At 64.4% G+C, this 15083-nt stretch carries 15 protein-coding genes; 3 read left to right on the forward strand and 12 right to left on the reverse strand.

Features of this window, described 5'->3' with window-relative positions:
- Positions 1 to 49: 49 nt before the first annotated feature.
- From RMP10_RS03850 to RMP10_RS03860, 3 genes are read right to left on the reverse strand one after another with little or no spacing between them, the layout of a single operon-like run.
- Positions 50 to 1093 carry a sulfite oxidase gene (locus RMP10_RS03850; RefSeq protein WP_310569112.1) on the reverse strand — a complete coding sequence of 348 codons (1044 nt, stop codon included), beginning with the start codon at positions 1091 to 1093 and terminating at the stop codon, positions 50 to 52.
- 45 nt (positions 1094 to 1138) lie between these two features.
- Positions 1139 to 2356 carry a patatin-like phospholipase family protein gene (locus RMP10_RS03855; RefSeq protein ID WP_310569113.1) on the reverse strand — a complete coding sequence of 406 codons (1218 nt, stop codon included), beginning with the start codon at positions 2354 to 2356 and terminating at the stop codon, positions 1139 to 1141.
- A 28-nt stretch (positions 2357 to 2384) separates the two neighbouring features.
- A complete protein-coding gene (locus RMP10_RS03860; protein ID WP_310569114.1) occupies positions 2385 to 3059 on the reverse strand; it encodes a hypothetical protein in 675 nt (224 codons plus the stop codon).
- 99 nt (positions 3060 to 3158) lie between these two features.
- Here RMP10_RS03860 and cls point away from each other — a divergent pair, with 99 nt between their 5' ends.
- Positions 3159 to 4445, forward strand: a complete 1287-nt coding sequence (gene cls, locus RMP10_RS03865; protein WP_345785773.1) for a cardiolipin synthase — start codon at positions 3159 to 3161, stop codon at positions 4443 to 4445.
- 21 nt (positions 4446 to 4466) lie between these two features.
- On the opposite strand, the gene RMP10_RS03870 is transcribed toward cls, so the two are convergent.
- Positions 4467 to 5012 (reverse strand): YaeQ family protein, encoded by a 546-nt coding sequence (locus RMP10_RS03870; protein ID WP_309672866.1) that lies wholly within the window; start codon positions 5010 to 5012, stop codon positions 4467 to 4469.
- Between the two features lie 95 nt (positions 5013 to 5107).
- On the opposite strand from RMP10_RS03870, the gene RMP10_RS03875 reads away from it, so the two are divergent.
- The gene (locus tag RMP10_RS03875; protein ID WP_309672865.1) at positions 5108 to 5365 is read left to right on the forward strand and encodes a GlsB/YeaQ/YmgE family stress response membrane protein; all 258 of its coding nucleotides are present in this window, start codon (positions 5108 to 5110) and stop codon (positions 5363 to 5365) included.
- 58 nt (positions 5366 to 5423) lie between these two features.
- On the opposite strand, the gene RMP10_RS03880 is transcribed toward RMP10_RS03875, so the two are convergent.
- From RMP10_RS03880 to RMP10_RS03895, 4 genes are read right to left on the reverse strand one after another with little or no spacing between them, the layout of a single operon-like run.
- Complete coding sequence (locus tag RMP10_RS03880; RefSeq protein ID WP_309672864.1) at positions 5424 to 6353, reverse strand: branched-chain amino acid transaminase; 930 nt, start codon at positions 6351 to 6353, stop codon at positions 5424 to 5426.
- Between the two features lie 33 nt (positions 6354 to 6386).
- Positions 6387 to 7175: an SDR family oxidoreductase gene (locus RMP10_RS03885; RefSeq protein ID WP_309672863.1), complete on the reverse strand. Its 789-nt coding sequence runs from the start codon at positions 7173 to 7175 to the stop codon at positions 6387 to 6389.
- On the reverse strand, positions 7175 to 7753 hold the full coding sequence (locus RMP10_RS03890) for a cupin domain-containing protein (protein ID WP_310569116.1): 579 nt from the start codon (positions 7751 to 7753) through the stop codon (positions 7175 to 7177). The genes RMP10_RS03885 and RMP10_RS03890 overlap by 1 nt, the downstream gene beginning before the upstream one ends.
- A 6-nt stretch (positions 7754 to 7759) precedes the next feature.
- Positions 7760 to 8398 carry an NAD(P)H-binding protein gene (locus tag RMP10_RS03895; protein ID WP_310569117.1) on the reverse strand — a complete coding sequence of 213 codons (639 nt, stop codon included), beginning with the start codon at positions 8396 to 8398 and terminating at the stop codon, positions 7760 to 7762.
- 221 nt (positions 8399 to 8619) lie between these two features.
- Here RMP10_RS03895 and RMP10_RS03900 point away from each other — a divergent pair, with 221 nt between their 5' ends.
- Complete coding sequence (locus tag RMP10_RS03900) at positions 8620 to 10305, forward strand: formate--tetrahydrofolate ligase (protein ID WP_310569118.1); 1686 nt, start codon at positions 8620 to 8622, stop codon at positions 10303 to 10305.
- Positions 10306 to 10312: 7 nt separating this feature from the next.
- Here RMP10_RS03900 and RMP10_RS03905 read toward each other — a convergent pair whose 3' ends face one another.
- From RMP10_RS03905 to RMP10_RS03920, 4 genes are all read right to left on the reverse strand, one after another.
- A complete protein-coding gene (locus RMP10_RS03905) occupies positions 10313 to 10735 on the reverse strand; it encodes a globin family protein (RefSeq protein ID WP_310569119.1) in 423 nt (140 codons plus the stop codon).
- The gene (locus RMP10_RS03910; protein WP_310569120.1) at positions 10732 to 11409 is read right to left on the reverse strand and encodes a YigZ family protein; all 678 of its coding nucleotides are present in this window, start codon (positions 11407 to 11409) and stop codon (positions 10732 to 10734) included. Before RMP10_RS03910 ends, RMP10_RS03905 begins: the two co-directional genes overlap by 4 nt.
- A complete protein-coding gene (locus tag RMP10_RS03915; RefSeq protein ID WP_310569121.1) occupies positions 11406 to 12929 on the reverse strand; it encodes a DEAD/DEAH box helicase in 1524 nt (507 codons plus the stop codon). Before RMP10_RS03915 ends, RMP10_RS03910 begins: the two co-directional genes overlap by 4 nt.
- Positions 12930 to 13195: 266 nt before the next feature.
- Positions 13196 to 15004 (reverse strand): ABC transporter ATP-binding protein, encoded by a 1809-nt coding sequence (locus RMP10_RS03920; protein WP_310569122.1) that lies wholly within the window; start codon positions 15002 to 15004, stop codon positions 13196 to 13198.
- Positions 15005 to 15083: the final 79 nt, after the last annotated feature.

Consider the following 15083-nt stretch of genomic DNA (forward strand, 5'->3'; position numbering starts at 1 on the left):
CCCTCCGCTTTGTCGTTTCAGCGCCCCTAATTCCTAGCGCCGTTAACTCCTAGCGCCGTTCAGCAGTCACCACCACCGCGACCGTGCGTATCCCATTGTTCCCGTATCCCAGTCGATTCCACGGAATCCGTTCCGGCTGTGTATTCCCCGCCATATCCGTCGCGCGACTGCGGATCGTCGCGGCGCCCGCGCCCGGTAGCACGAGCTCCGCTTCGAACGGCGTCCACGCGTAGGCCGACACTGGCGTGCCCAACGCCGCCTCGATCCAGATCGGCGCATCATTCACCGCCAGCTCCACCCGCGCGATCGGGCCGGCACCGGACCACGCCCACCCTTGCACGAGCACGGCACGACCGCACGATCCGCCGTCGATCGGCGACGTGATCATCGACTTCACGCGTGCCCGGCGCACCGGTTCCACCGCGCCGTCCACCTCGTACACGTAGCGTTGCTGCTGGAAGTAGCCCGTGAACGGCGTGGTGATCGCCTCGAGGCGAGCGAGCCACTTCACGCTGGCCATGCCGTACCATCCCGGCACAATCAACCGCACGGGTGCGCCGTGGTCATACGACAGCGGCTCGCCCGCCATGTGCGTGGCTACGAGCGTGTCCGGATGCATCGCGTCGGCGATCGGCAGCGACCGGGCGAAGCGCACCTCGCCATCGGCATCGTCACGGGGCCCGGCATCGGCGCCGTGCCCGAGGATCTCGACCACATCCAGCTCGAGGCCGGCGCGCTCCAGCAGCGTGCGCAACGAGACACCCGACCACGTGGTCGTGCTCACGGCGCCAAAACGCCACGGCTCACCAGTCGGTACCGGGTCCATCCCAAGACGGCCGTTCCCGGCGCATTCCATCGTGACCGTGACATGCCGTTGCGGGAGCGCGGCCAGCTCGGCCAACGACACCACGAACGGCGATCGCACCGCGCCACCGACCTCGATCACATGCGTCGCGTCGAGGGGCGGCAGCGCGAAGTTGCTGCGCACGTACACACTCGGTGCCGGTGTGATCGGCGCCGTGAGCAACCGTACCGGCGTTTCGGCACACAACGGTTCGGCGCGCACGACATCGAGCGCGGCCTCGTCATGCACGGCGGGGCTTGGTGATTCGATCGAAGCGGACGTGATGGCCGTATCCTAACGCAAACGGGGAGGGACGTCGGGGCGGGTAAAGGCGTTTAACGGCAGCGAATCCCATGGGGCGGCACTTTGCGCCTTGGCAAAGCCCAGCGAATCGAGGCGCTGCATGAAGCGACGCTCGAACAGCGCGCTTGCGCCAGGAAACACCGACTCCGCGCTGGGAATCGCGGCCACCTTCACTTGCATACGCACACCCGGCACGCCAGCGCTGACGGCGCGGGCGAGATTGTCGAGCGCGGTGAGTGTGGCCGGCTGATGTGCGTAGAAGAGTAAGGAGGTGGAACGACTGCTGATCGAGCGTCGCGACGACGGCTTGATGACCTTTGGCTCACCGTGTGTCCACAGGTTCATGATCACCCACACGCGCACGGAGACATCCGTGAGGCCGCGGGCCTGCAGGCGCTGTCCCAGGCGCGTGTAGTCGTCGAAGGCGAGCAGCGGGAGGATGTTCTCGATCACGCCGCCGTCGGACTGCAGGTGGCCATCGATCATCACCGGCGGAAAGATGCCGGGAATCGCCGTCGCGCCCTTCAGCAGCTGCTGCGTGCGTTCCACCGATTCGCGGCTGCTTCCGAGCTCTTCGCCCATCGACCAGGCGCGACCGATGCCGAGATCGAAGTCGGTGGTCCCGAACACCAGCTGTTGATCGTTCGCGAAGGCCGCGCGCAGTTCGTCGCGCAGCGGGCCGTCGAACGTCTGCGCGATGGTTCGGTCGAAGCGTTTGGTATTCACCAGACCGCCCGTGGGGCGAATCCAGAACCACCAATCGAGTGACGGCGCAAAGCTCTCGGCCGCGCGGGAGTAGAGCGAGGTAATCGTATCGATCGCACTGCGCGTGCCCAGCAGGGCGTATGGTGCCTGGAGCGCGCCCGTGCTGATCCCTGTCACGAGATCGAAGCGGGGCATGGAATCAGCGGAGCGCTGCAGCCACCCGCGCAGGAAGCCCGCGCCGAACGCGCCGTTCTGACCGCCGCCGGAGAGCATCAGCACATCCACCGTGCGATCACCACGCTTCACGGCGCGGCGTACCAACCGTTCGATCACGGTGTCGCGCAGTGCCCGATGTTCGGCGTTGATGGTGATCGCGTCGCGCTGAATCGCGTCGACGGTGGTCGGCGGACGCTTAAGGGACGCGCAGCCGGAGACCAGCGGAATGGCGGACGCCAACACCCCAAGCATCCATCCACGAAGTGTCGCGGAAATCGTCAGTCGCATGGTCGGGAATGTAGCCCCGGGACCGCGGTTATCGCGCCAGCAGATCACAAAAAGCGAACCGTTCGTCCCGAAGCACGACGGGGCCCACATCGCACGCAATGGGCTGCGCGAAGATCGGACCGTCGGACACGAACGTGTGAAACTCGCCGCGCTCGCCGCAGGGATCGACCGCCGGTGGCAGGTCGGCCAGCAGGGCGTCGTCGTAGCGGCGTCCGGCGAAGGACGCATCGAGCTGCTGCGTGTCGACACAGACCAGATGTGCGACGAAGCCGTCGCCGACGAAGCGTTCGGCCAACGCCGCGGTAGGCGTGCCCCAAAGCGGAAATCGGGGCGTGAAGCCGCTGCCGACCAACGCCTGTTCCCGATACGCGCGCACGTCCTGCAGGAACAGATCACCGAATGCGATCTCGGTCGCCGCCGGAAACCGCTCCCGGATCGTGGCCAATCCCTGCTGGAACGCGGCCTCGTAGTCGGCATTGCTGCATGCGGGCTGCAACCTGATCTCCACCAGCGGCAGTCCCAACGAGGCCGCTTGTGCCTCGAGCAGGACCCGTCGCACGCCGTGAATACTGACGCGCTCGTATGCGGCCGTGACACTGGTCAGTAACGCCACCACCTCTACCGTGGGATCGGCCCGCAGCATCTGCAGAGCGAGGCTGCTGTCCTTCCCACCGCTCCAACTCAACACGATCGACTCCAGCATTCGGCTCCCGACTCATGCGTGAACGCGCCTGAACCCCCGGCGATCCGAGGTTGGGCACTCATTGTGCGTAGGACACAGGAAACTCCTTCACCAGTCCCCATGGGCCTTGTCCAGCGACACGTCAAATTGACAATCTTCGTCACGGTGCTGCTGACCGTTCTGGCTACCCTCGTCGTGCTGAATCTCACGTCGAGCGAGAAAAAGATGAAGCGCCGAATCGAGCCGCAGTACGGCACCGGTGACGCGCAGTTCCGCCGGGCCATGGGGAGCCTGCTGGGCCCCGCGCTCGTCGATGGCAATCACGTGGTGCCGCTGGTCAATGGCGAACAGATCTTCCCCGCCATGCTCGAGGCGATCCGCACGGCCAAGCATACGATCACGTTCGAGACGTTTATCTACTGGTCAGGGGATATCGGACGTCAGTTTGCTGACGCGCTGGCCGAACGGGCCGCGAATGGGGTGAAGGTGCACGTATTGCTCGACTGGGTCGGCAGTACCAAAATGGAGCCAGAGCTTCTTGAGCGGCTGAACAGTACGGGCGTCATGGTGAAGCGCTACCATCCGCCACGGTGGTATACGTTGGCGCGCATGAACAACCGCACGCACCGCAAGCTGCTAGTGGTCGATGGACAGATCGGCTTTACGGGCGGCGTTGGCATCGCCGACCCGTGGCAAGGGCAAGCGCAGGACGCCGAGCACTGGCGCGACTCGCACTACAGAGTGACCGGTCCCGTGGTCGCGCAGATGCAGGCGGCGTTCACCGACAACTGGATGAAAACGACGGGAGACGTACTCCATGGCGAGCACTATTTTCCGAAGCTCGAGCCTGTAGGCGATGTCACGGCGCAAATGTTTCGCAGTGACCCGGGTGAGGGAAGCGAAAGCGTGCGGCTCATGTATCTGCTCTCGATCGCGAGTGCCCAGAAAAGCGTGCGGATTGCGGCCGCGTACTTCGTGCCCGACGATCTCTCCATCGAAACGATTGTCGCGGCGCGTCGGCGGGGCGTGCACATCGAGATCGTCGTGCCGGGCCCCCATGTCGACACCGAAATGACGCGACGGGCTTCACGCGCACGGTGGGGTAGCATGCTCGAAGCAGGCGTGATCATCTACGAGTTCATGCCGACCATGTACCACTGCAAGATCATGATTGTCGACAGTGTGTGGACGTCGGTAGGCTCCACCAACTTCGACAATCGGTCGTTCCGTCTGAACGACGAAGCGAATCTGAACGTCTATGACCGGGAGTTCGCCGCGACGCAGATCGCCGATTTTGAGGCGGACCGCGCGCGCTCCCGGCGTATCACGCTCGAGGAATGGAGAACCCGTCCGTGGTATGAGAAGTTGGTCGAGCACGCGGCGGCGCTGTTCCGCTCGCAACTGTGAACCGGTACGACCCGGCTGCCGTCAGACGCCACGGACGGAGAGTTTTTCCACCGTACCACTCAAAGTCGTGCCCGCCACGTTCACGAAAATCGTGCCATCCGTGACCGACAGCTCGAGCTTCATGCGACGGTCGAGCTTCTCGGCGACGGCGTCGATGAGCTCGCGATCGAGCGCGTACAGCTCGATTTGCTCGGCACGATGGATCTTCTCCCCTTCCCACTGCCGCCAGAGCTGCGCCGGATCGCGATGCGTGTACACCGCCACCCGCGGGGCGGCCTTGCTGGCCTTATGCAGGCGCGCCGCGTCGGGCGCCCCAAGCTCGATCCACACCTTCAGGCTGCCAGTCAGGTCTCGCACACTGAGCGGCGGCTCATCGGGGTCGGAAATGCCGCGGGAGAATGCGATGCCCTCCGTGTATTCGAGGCAGTAGGCGAGGAGCCGGGCCACGAAGTATTCCGGCGATTCTGACGGGTGCATGGCCATCCGGAATTCGAGTGACTCGTACACGCCACGATCGACATTGGCGAGCGCGATCTCGAAAGCGTACATGGTCGATGTCAACGCCATTGGTCGAGCTCGTTTGCACGAATGAGGTCACCCACTACAACCTTCCTGTGTTCGAAATGATAGACAGTGAACCGTTCTCGCATCGGGACCGCACAATGGATCTTCTGACGTGGCTGTTCGTGGGACTTGGCGCCGGCGTGCTGGCGTCGCTGATCGTCGGTGGCGTGGGTCTGTTCGGCGACATGATCGTCGGCATCCTCGGCGCATTCGCGAGTGGTCTGCTGTTTCGAGAACTCGAGATTGCACCACCGTTTCCCGGCGTCCCGGGTGTGATTTTCACCGCCGGCATCGGCGCGGTCGTGCTGCTCGCGCTGCTGCATCTCGTGGCGGGACGACGAAGCCCCACCATGTAACACGAGAGCGCACGCGACACCGACGTCGCGTGCGCTCTCGTTGTTCACATCCGCTGAATCAGTCGCGGCAGTGCGTCAGCCATCCGTGCGTGTCGGGTACACGACCATGCACGATATCGAGATACTGCGTCTGCATCAGCGTGCTCACCGGTCCCGGCTTGCCGGCGCCGATCGTGATCTTGTCGATGCTGCGTACCGGCGTGATCTCCGCCGCCGTGCCGGTGAAGAACACTTCGTCGGCCATGTACAGCATCTCGCGCGGGATATGCGCTTCGCGCACCGGAATCCCCGCCTCGCGCGCCAGCGTCATGATCGTGTCACGCGTGATGCCGCCCAAAATCGTCCCGTCGAGCGGCGTGGTCACGATGGTACCGCCCGACACCAAAAACACGTTCTGCCCCGAGCCTTCGCTCACCATGCCGCTCGGGCTCAGCGCGATGCCTTCGGCGTAGCCGTTGGCCAACGCTTCCATCTTGATGAGCTGACCGCTCAGGTAGTTGCCGGCGATCTTCGCCATCGCGGGAATCGTGTTCGGCTCCACGCGATGCCACGACGAGATGCAGGCGTCCACACCGTTCTCGAGCGCGCCGGCGCCCAAGTACGTGCCCCACGGCCAGCAGGGCAGATACACCTCGATCGGCGCGCCGATCGGCACCATGCCCGCTGTACCGTAGCCACGCACCACCATCGGGCGGAGATAGCACGACTCGACACCGTTCCGCACGATCAGCTCACGCGACGCCTCAACTAATTGATCGATCGTGTAGGGCACATCCATGCGATAGATCTTGCACGACATCAACAGCCGCGTGAGATGCTCGCGCAGTCGAAAAATGGCCGGACCACGCGGCGTGCTGTACGCACGCACGCCCTCGAACGCGCTCGAGCCGAACTGCACGGAATGGCTCAGTACATGGATCGTGGCATCCGCCCACGGGATGAACGCACCATCGCGCCAGATCCACTGGGTCTCGGCAATTTGGCTCATGTCGGAACGCTGCGGTAAGGAGAAAGGGGAGGGCTACAGCAGCGAACGCACTGCGCCGCCATCCACCAACACGGCCTGCCCGGTCATGAACCCGGCACGCGCGGAACAGAGGAAAGCTATCACCGCAGCCAACTCATCGGGACGCCCGAGGCGGCCGACCGGTGTTTCCGCCGTCCACGCATCGAACACCGACTCGCGGCTCTGACCGGTGCGCGTGGACGTGGCACTGGCGAGCGCATCGAGTCGCTCGGTGGCGGTGAAGCCCGGAAGCACCGAGTTCACCGTGACGCCATCGCCCGCTACTTCATCGGCCAACGTGCGCAGGTATCCGGTCACGGCGGCGCGCAGACTGTTGCTGAGCACCAGCGATCCCTGCGGACGCTTCACGGCGAGTGACGTGATCGACACTACCCGTCCCCACTTCCGCTCGCGCATGCCCGGGACGAACGCCCGCGTGAGTTCGACCACGCTGCGCAATAGTAGTTCACTGGCGCCGGTCCACGCCTCCCACGAGTGCGACATCGCCGCGCCCGTTGGCGGACCGCCGGTGTTGGCCACCAGAATGTCGACACGCCCATGCGCCGCCATCGTCTGCGCGATCACGTCGGCCATGCCGGCCTCGGTGGACAGATCGGCCACGATCGCCGTGACCGATGCGCCAAGCGCTTCGAGCTTCGCCTTCGCACGGCCAACCGACGCGGCATCGCGCGAACAGATCACCAGCGTGCAGCCTTCGCGCGCGAATTCTTCCGCCGTCGCGAACGCGATACCGCGACTCGCGCCGCACACCAGCGCGATTTTTCCCGCGATGCCGAGGTCCATCAGCGTGTCCCGCGAAGGTAATCGTCGGTTTTGTCGATCCAATCCTGCCGCGGCGGATTGAAGATGTCGACGTCGAGTGTGTCTTCGAGTGCCTCGGCGCGATGCCGCACGTTGCTCGGGATCACCAGCACATCACCGGCGCCGACATCGGTGTACACATCGCCCGGTGCATCGGCGTGTTCGCCGAGCCAGAAGCGGAGCGTTCCCGAGAGCACGTAGGTGAACTGCTCGTTGATGTGATCGTGCGCCGGCACGATGGCACCCTTCTTCAGGTACACGTGCGCGAGCATCATCTTCTCGCTATAAATCAAACGGCGACCGATGAGCGGCATGAGCTCTTCGATGGGAAGATCATCCCAGTTCTGTTTGCGAACGCCCTGCGGTAGCTGGTCAGACATAAGATGGTCGGTAGAAAGTTGGAGAATGTTCGCGGGCGTCACGAGCAGTGACGCGTTGCGCGCCTCGGCCAGTCGATTCTCTTTGCGCAGGTCCCACAGCGCGTACAGACAGCACAGAATCCCGAACCCGAACACGAACATCGCGTCGAACAGGAACATCGGGTTGAGAAACTTCTCCACGGTGGATCAGCGATTGGCCGCGTACACAGCCTGCTGCGCGAAACGCGGCTCCTGAATCTCGCGCACCAACGCGTTGGCCAGTGAGGCGCGGGAAATGCTGCTGCGCATCCCGACCGAGAGCTCGGGGCCCATCTCCACCGCGTCAGTGGCCGGGTCGTCGGTAAGACGCGGCGGCTTGATCAGCGTCCAGCCGGCCAGCGTGCTGTTCCGCACGAGGCGTTCCTGCTCGTTGCGATCTTCTACCATGCCGTCGTGCGCCGACCGTTGTACGATTTTGCGCATGAAGCGCATGAACAGCGAGACATTGGACGGCATGCCTCCGGTCATTGCGCCGGTGACCACCAGCAGTCGCTGCTGCGACTGGGTGTGCATGACCGCGATGATGTTCTTGGTGGCCGCGGCGCAGAACGGAATGCGCGCGTCGTTGTGCGGACCGAACAGTACGACGGCGGCCTCGGCGCCTCGCAACACTTCGCGCACGGCCGTCGGATCATTGAGCGATCCCACTACCACGGTAGACGACGTCGGCACCTGCTCCGAGGGCTTGGACCGATAATGCAGCCGCAACGAAATCCCGGCGTTGGTCGCGCTGGCAATAAACGCGTGACCCGTCCGCCCGGAGGCGCCGAAAACGGAAACGATCATGAAGTCCTCTGACGGATTGCGGCAGGCGCCATCGGGCGCGCCGCTCGCACGGAGTCGGCGAGTCGGCGAGCCGACTGCCACATTCGGCAGTATCTTCGGGGGGTGTTACCATCGGCAGGTCTGTGTGCGTAGCGCATGCATCAACATGCATCCGGAACGGCCGATGCGGGAGCATCCGTACCCTCGTCGTGCACCAATTTTCACTTCATGAACCGAGCCGTATGACCGCCACCCAACCGTTCGTCCCGTCGGATATCGAGATCGCACAGCAGGCGCGTCTTCGCCCGATCACCGCGGTGGCGGCCGATCTCGGGCTCGGCGCCGACGACATCGATCAGTACGGACGCTACAAGGCCAAGCTGCCGCTTGCCCTGGCTTCGCAACCGCCCAAGGGGAGACTGGTGCTGGTCACGGCGATCAGCCCGACGCCGGCCGGTGAGGGCAAGAGTACCGTCAGTGTTGGCCTCAGCCAGGCGTTCCGTCGCCTCGGGCACAACGCCGTGCTCTGCATGCGTGAGCCGAGCCTCGGCCCGGTGTTCGGCGTGAAGGGTGGCGCGGCCGGCGGCGGCTACGCGCAGGTGCTGCCGATGGACGACATCAACCTGCACTTCACCGGTGACTTCCACGCCATCGCCAGCGCGCACAGCCTGCTCTCGGCGATGCTCGACAATCACCTGTATCACGGCAATGCACTCGGCCTCGACACCAAGCGCATCACCTGGCCGCGCACGATCGACATGAACGACCGCGCATTGCGTCAGGCCATCATCGGTGTGGGCGCCGGCAACGGCGTGATGCGCGAAGAACGGTGGGTGATCATTCCCGCCAGTGAAGTCATGGCGATCGTGGCGTTGGCCTCCGACGCGGAAGATCTCGAGCAGCGCCTCGGCAACATCATCGTGGGCACCACGAGCGGGAAAGAGCGCACACCCATTCGCGCGCGCGATTTGCAGGCCACCGGTGCGATGTCATTGCTGCTGAAAGACGCGCTGCGTCCGAATCTGGTGCAGACGCTCGAAGGCGGTCCGGCCATTCTGCATGCCGGTCCGTTCGGCAACATCGCCCACGGCTGCAACAGCCTGGTGGCTACGCGCGCCGGCTTGGCGCTCGCTGATATCGTGGTCACCGAAGCGGGCTTCGGCTCTGACTTGGGCGCTGAAAAGTTCTTCGACATCAAGTGCCGCGCCGGCGGACTCAATCCCGAAGCGGCGGTGCTGGTGGCCACGGTGCGCTCACTCAAGATGCAGGGCGGGCTGCCCAAGAACATGCTCGATCAGGAAGACCTCGGCGCCCTCGAACGCGGGCTGCCGCATCTCGCGCATCACATCACCAACGTGCGGCAGTTCGGCGTGCCGGTGGTCGTCGCGATCAATCGCCGGTTGTCGGATACCGACGCTGAGCTGGCGATGGTGGCCGACTACGCCGCGAAATACGGCGTGCGCGTGGCGCTCTGCGACGTGTGGGCGAATGGCGGAGCCGGCGGCGAAGCGTTGGCGCATGAAGTGTTGGCGCTACTCGACTCCACGTCGGCCAATTTCCGTCCATTGTACGACACGGAACGCCCGATCCGCGAGAAGATCGAAACGATCGCCGCCAAAGTGTACGGTGCCGATGGCGTGGACTACTCGCCGGCGGCGGAAAAGTCGATTGCGTGGCTCGAGCAACACGGCCTGGGCAACACGCCGGTGTGCATGGCGAAAACGCAGTACTCACTCTCGGACGATGCGTCGAAACTTGGCGTGCCGACCAACTTCCGCATGACCGTGCAGGAAGTGAGCGGCTCGGCCGGCGCCGGATTCGTGGTGGCCAAGTGCGGCGACATCATGACGATGCCGGGCTTGTCGAAATCGCCGGCGGCCGAGCGCATGAAGGTGCGCCCGGATGGCACGATCGAGGGGCTGTCGTAGGGCGAGATTACCTGGTTGGGCTACCGCTGACTTCGCGCTTCATCACCCCTTCGATGAACAGGTACAACTCTCCCCAGGCACGCTTCACCTCGGGCGTCCATTCGCTGCCCAAGCCCCGTTCGAGGGCCCAGAGAAGCGCCGCGCCGACGGACGCATACTGTTCAAGGTTCACACCGTAACCCACGTGGCGGCGGGCCAGTGCCTGAAGGTCGTCGATGATGTTCGCCGGGAAGTCGAGCATCTGCACGAGCGTGTTGATGGTCTGTGCAAACTTTTCGTACTGCACGTGCATGGGCTTCCCGTCGAACAGTGCCTTGGCCGACGGATCGATCTCAAACAGGCGGTCGTAGAACAGCTGCGCCGCCGTGAGGCGAATGGGGACTACGCGCAGCCAGCTGTCGCGAATCAGTCGTTCGGCATCTCTGTTCATGGGGTACCGGGTGATGAAATGTCCGACAGCAAAAAGACGGCGGTGCCGCGCGTCGCATTCTGAATCGCATGCTCCATCGCAGACAGACGAATGCGTGGCACCCGAATCGAAAACACGGCGTCCACTTCAAAGCGCTGCTCAAGGAGTTCGGCCTCGAAGTCCAGCCAGAGCTGCTGCAATGCGCCGATCGCGCCGTAGCCCACGCGTACGGTCACATCGACAGTGTCGACACGCTCGGCCCTCGGCATGTGGGCCAAGGCCTCCTGGACAACGCTACCGTAGGCCTTCACGAGGCCGCCAGTGCCCAGCTTCGTTCCGCCGTAATAGCGGGTCACCACCGCGGCGATTTCGCCAACGCCGCTGTGCAGCAGCACCGTCAGCATGGGCCGACCGGCAGTACCGTGGGGCTCGCCGTCGTCGCTCATGCCCACGCGATCGGTGCTGCCAGGCGCCCCGACCACGTACTCCCAGCAATTGTGCGTGGCGTCGGGGAACTCGGCGTTCATCGCCTTGATGAACGCCTGCGCCTCCTCACTCGACTGAACCCGCGCCACGGTGCAGATGAACCGGCTGCGATCGATCACCTGCTCCACGCGATGCTGCTGCGCCGGAACAGGGTACCGTGCCGGATCCCGTAGGGGATCCCCGACAGGATCCCCGACGCCGTCGCTCACGCGTACGGGCTGTCTCCGCCGCCGCGCGAGGAGCCACCAGCACCGCCACCGCTGCCACCACCGCTGCTGCCGCCCTGACCACGATGCGGGCCCCGACGGACACGGCCCGCCGCCCCGCTCTTTGAGGCACCGCCGCCGGCGCCACCCGCGCCACTACTCGACGGACCACGCGAACCGGTAGACGGGCCGCGCGATTCGCTCGTCTTACGGGCGGGAGCGGCCGGACGGCCACCCGCCGGCGCCGCCGGTCGTGCACCGCCCGACTGCGCGGCACTGCGACGCTCCACCTTCGCCGCCGCACGCGCGCGGTCTTCCGCCTTCTTCTTGCGAATCTCCGCGATGCGCTCGGCCAACGGCACTTCCAGCTTGGTCTGCGGCTTGGCGCTGTAGTCGAAATCGGGCACGGTCACGCGCGGCAACGTTTTCTTGATCGCGCGCTCGATCTGCTTCAGATCGCCTTCTTCATCGGGCGACACGAAGGTGAACGCCTCACCCGTCGCTTCGGCACGCGCCGTACGACCCACGCGGTGGATGTAATCCTCGGCGGCCAGCGGCACATCAAAGTTCACCACGTGGCCGAGGGCTTCCACGTCGATACCGCGGGCCGCGATATCGGTGGCCACCAGCACCTGATACTCGCCGTCCTTGAAGCCGGCGAGGGCCTGCGTACGCTGCGACTGCGAGCGGTTGCCGTGAATACGTTCGGCCTTGATGCCCGCCGACACGAGCTGCGACGCCAAGCGATTCGCGCGGTGCTTCGTGCGCGTGAACACCAGCGCCTGCGGCATGTCACCGCGCTTGAGCAGCGCGACGAGTAGTCCACTCTTGAGATCCTGCGCCACCGGGTACACGGCCTGCGTGATGCCGACGGCCGGAGCCGACTGACGCTGCAGGTTGAGCGTAAACGGATTGGTGAGCAGATCCTTCGTGAGCGCCGCAATCGGCGCCGGCATCGTGGCACTGAAGAACAACGTCTGCCGCTTCTTCTGCGGCAGATGACGCAGCACCTTCTTGATCTCGGGCAGGAAGCCCATGTCGAGCATGCGATCCGCTTCGTCGAGCACGAGATACTCGAGATGTTCGAGCTTCGCGTACGGCATGCGGAAGTGATCGAGCAACCGACCCGGCGTGGCCACGATGACATCGGCGCCGCTGCGGAACGCATGTTCCTGCGGCCCCATGCCAACGCCACCGAATACCGCCGCGCCCGTGAGCGGCGTGTGAATGGTTACGTCATTCAAGCTTTCGACGATCTGCGCCGCCAGTTCACGCGTGGGCGTGATGACCAGCGCCCGCGTAATCCCACGCGGCTTCTCCATGATGTGATGGAGAATCGGGAGCAGGAACGCATACGTTTTGCCGCTGCCCGTCATCGCGCAGGCGAGGACGTCACGTCCCTCCAGAGCCGGCGGAATCGCTTCGGCCTGAATTGGGGTAGGACGGGCAAAACCGAGCTCCTTGAGGCCCTTCTGGAGGCTCGGATGCAGTTGCAGCGAAGAAAACGACGGCGTAGCGGTCACGTAAGCGGGGCGCGGGTAATTAGGGCACAGAGTAGCCCCTATAACCTACCACGGGGGCCAAGGCGACCGCGGGGGCCAAGGCGGGATTCCCCACCGGAAGCGGTTTGGTCAGGAACGTGTGAAGGCAGGCGGAAGTACCGCTACGATGCCGGGAGGGGTGGACGCCGGCCACGCGGGACCATCGGCACCGGTACTTCCCCCCGCCCCATTCACGTTCCTGTCCAAACAGCGTCCCCGGCGGTATCGACCGTTCCCAACCGCGGCCGTCAGCCCGTGGCCGCTATCTCTTCACCAGGATTAATGAACTGGTCCTGCTCCAGCTGGTACTGCCGGTTGTACAGGTCACGGTAGCGTCCGCCGAGTGCCAGCAGCTGCTGATGCGTACCGCGTTCGATGATCTGACCGTGCTCGAGCACGAGGATCTGATCTGAGCTCGTAATCGTGCTGAGCCGGTGCGCAATCACGAAGGTCGTGCGGCCGGCGCGCAGGCGACGGAGCCCTTCTTGAATGAGATGCTCGCTTTCCGAGTCGAGCGACGACGTGGCTTCGTCGAGAATGAGCACGCGCGGATCGGCCAGAATGGCGCGGGCGATTGCCACGCGCTGGCGCTGACCACCCGAGAGCTTCACGCCGCGCTCACCGACGATCGTGTCGTACTGCTGCGGGAAGCCCTGAATGAACTCGTGCGCGTTGGCGATCTTGGCCACCGCCATCACTTCCTCCTTCGAAGCGCCGGGCTTGGTGAAGGCGATGTTCTCCATCACCGTGCCGTCGAACAGGAAGTTGTCCTGCATGACCACGCCCAGGTGGCGACGATAGTCGCGCAGCTTGAGCTCGGACACCGGCGTGCCGTCCACCTTGATCTGTCCCTGCTGCGGCTGCGCAAACGCCATGATGAGCGAGATCATCGTGCTCTTGCCGCTGCCGCTCGAGCCCACCAGCGCCGTGGTGGTGCCGGCCGGGGCGGTGAACGACACGTCCTTCAGCACCGGCGTGCCTTCCTCATACTCGAAGCTCACGTGGTCGAACTCCACGCGTCCCACGACGGACGGCACCGCCGTCTTGGTCGCGTCTTCCTGATCTTCGGTGGGCATGTCGCGGAGTTCGCGAATGCGATCGAGTCCGGCAAAGGCTTCGGTGATCTGCGTGCCGATGCTTGCAATCTGAATGAGCGGCATCGTCACCATCGCAATGAAGAACACGAAGGTGATCAGACTGCCCACCGTCATCTGACCGTTGATCACGTCGCGTCCACCCACGTACATCGCGATCAGGCCAATCACGCCCACCACGGCGAGGCCGAGCGTGCCGGTGAGCGACGTGCCGGTAATGGTCTTGGCGATGTTCGCGAACAGCTTCTGCACGCCCTTCCCGAACACTTCCTTCTCACGCTCTTCGGCCGTGTACACCTTGATCAGGCGGATACCGCCCAGCGTCTCGGTGAGACGTCCCGTCACTTCGGCCGTGATCACGCTGCGCTCGCGAAAAATGGGCCGCAGACGCTTGAAGGCGATCGACATCACCACGCCGAACATCGCCAGAAACACGATGGTCGCTGCGGTCAGGCGCCAGTTGAGATAGAAGAGCACGCCCAGCGCGGCGATTGCACTCACGATGCCACCAGTGAGCTGAATGAGCCCGGTGCCGATGAGATTGCGGATGCCTTCGGGATCGTTCATCACGCGCGAGACGAGCACGCCACTTTTTGTGCTGTCGAAAAACTTCACCGGCAGGCGAATGAGGTGCCCCTGCACCTCCTCACGAAGCCGCGCGATGGCCTGCTGCGCGGCGACACTCACGACCTGCGACAGGGCATAGCCGGTGATCGACTGTACGATGGTGGCCGCGAGGCCGGCCAGTGCGATGTAGCCGAGCAGCTGGATATCGCGGTTCGGCAGGACCTCATCGAGCACCATCTTGGTCGAGTACGGCAACACGAAGCCGGCCGCGCGGCTCACCAGCATCAGCACGAGTCCGACGGTCACGGACGTGCGGTGTTCCCAGATCAGCGCACGGGCCTCGGCCCAGGCGCGCTTGGTGTCGTACTTGGGCTTGCCTTTGGCAGGGGGCGTCATAGCACGGAATCTAACCACGGTGGTGAACGATGGATTCCGCCGGGGAAGCTGTCTGGTCAGGAACGTGTGAGGGCAGGCG

This window comes from Gemmatimonas sp. (assembly GCF_031426495.1).
GTDB lineage: Bacteria > Gemmatimonadota > Gemmatimonadetes > Gemmatimonadales > Gemmatimonadaceae > Gemmatimonas.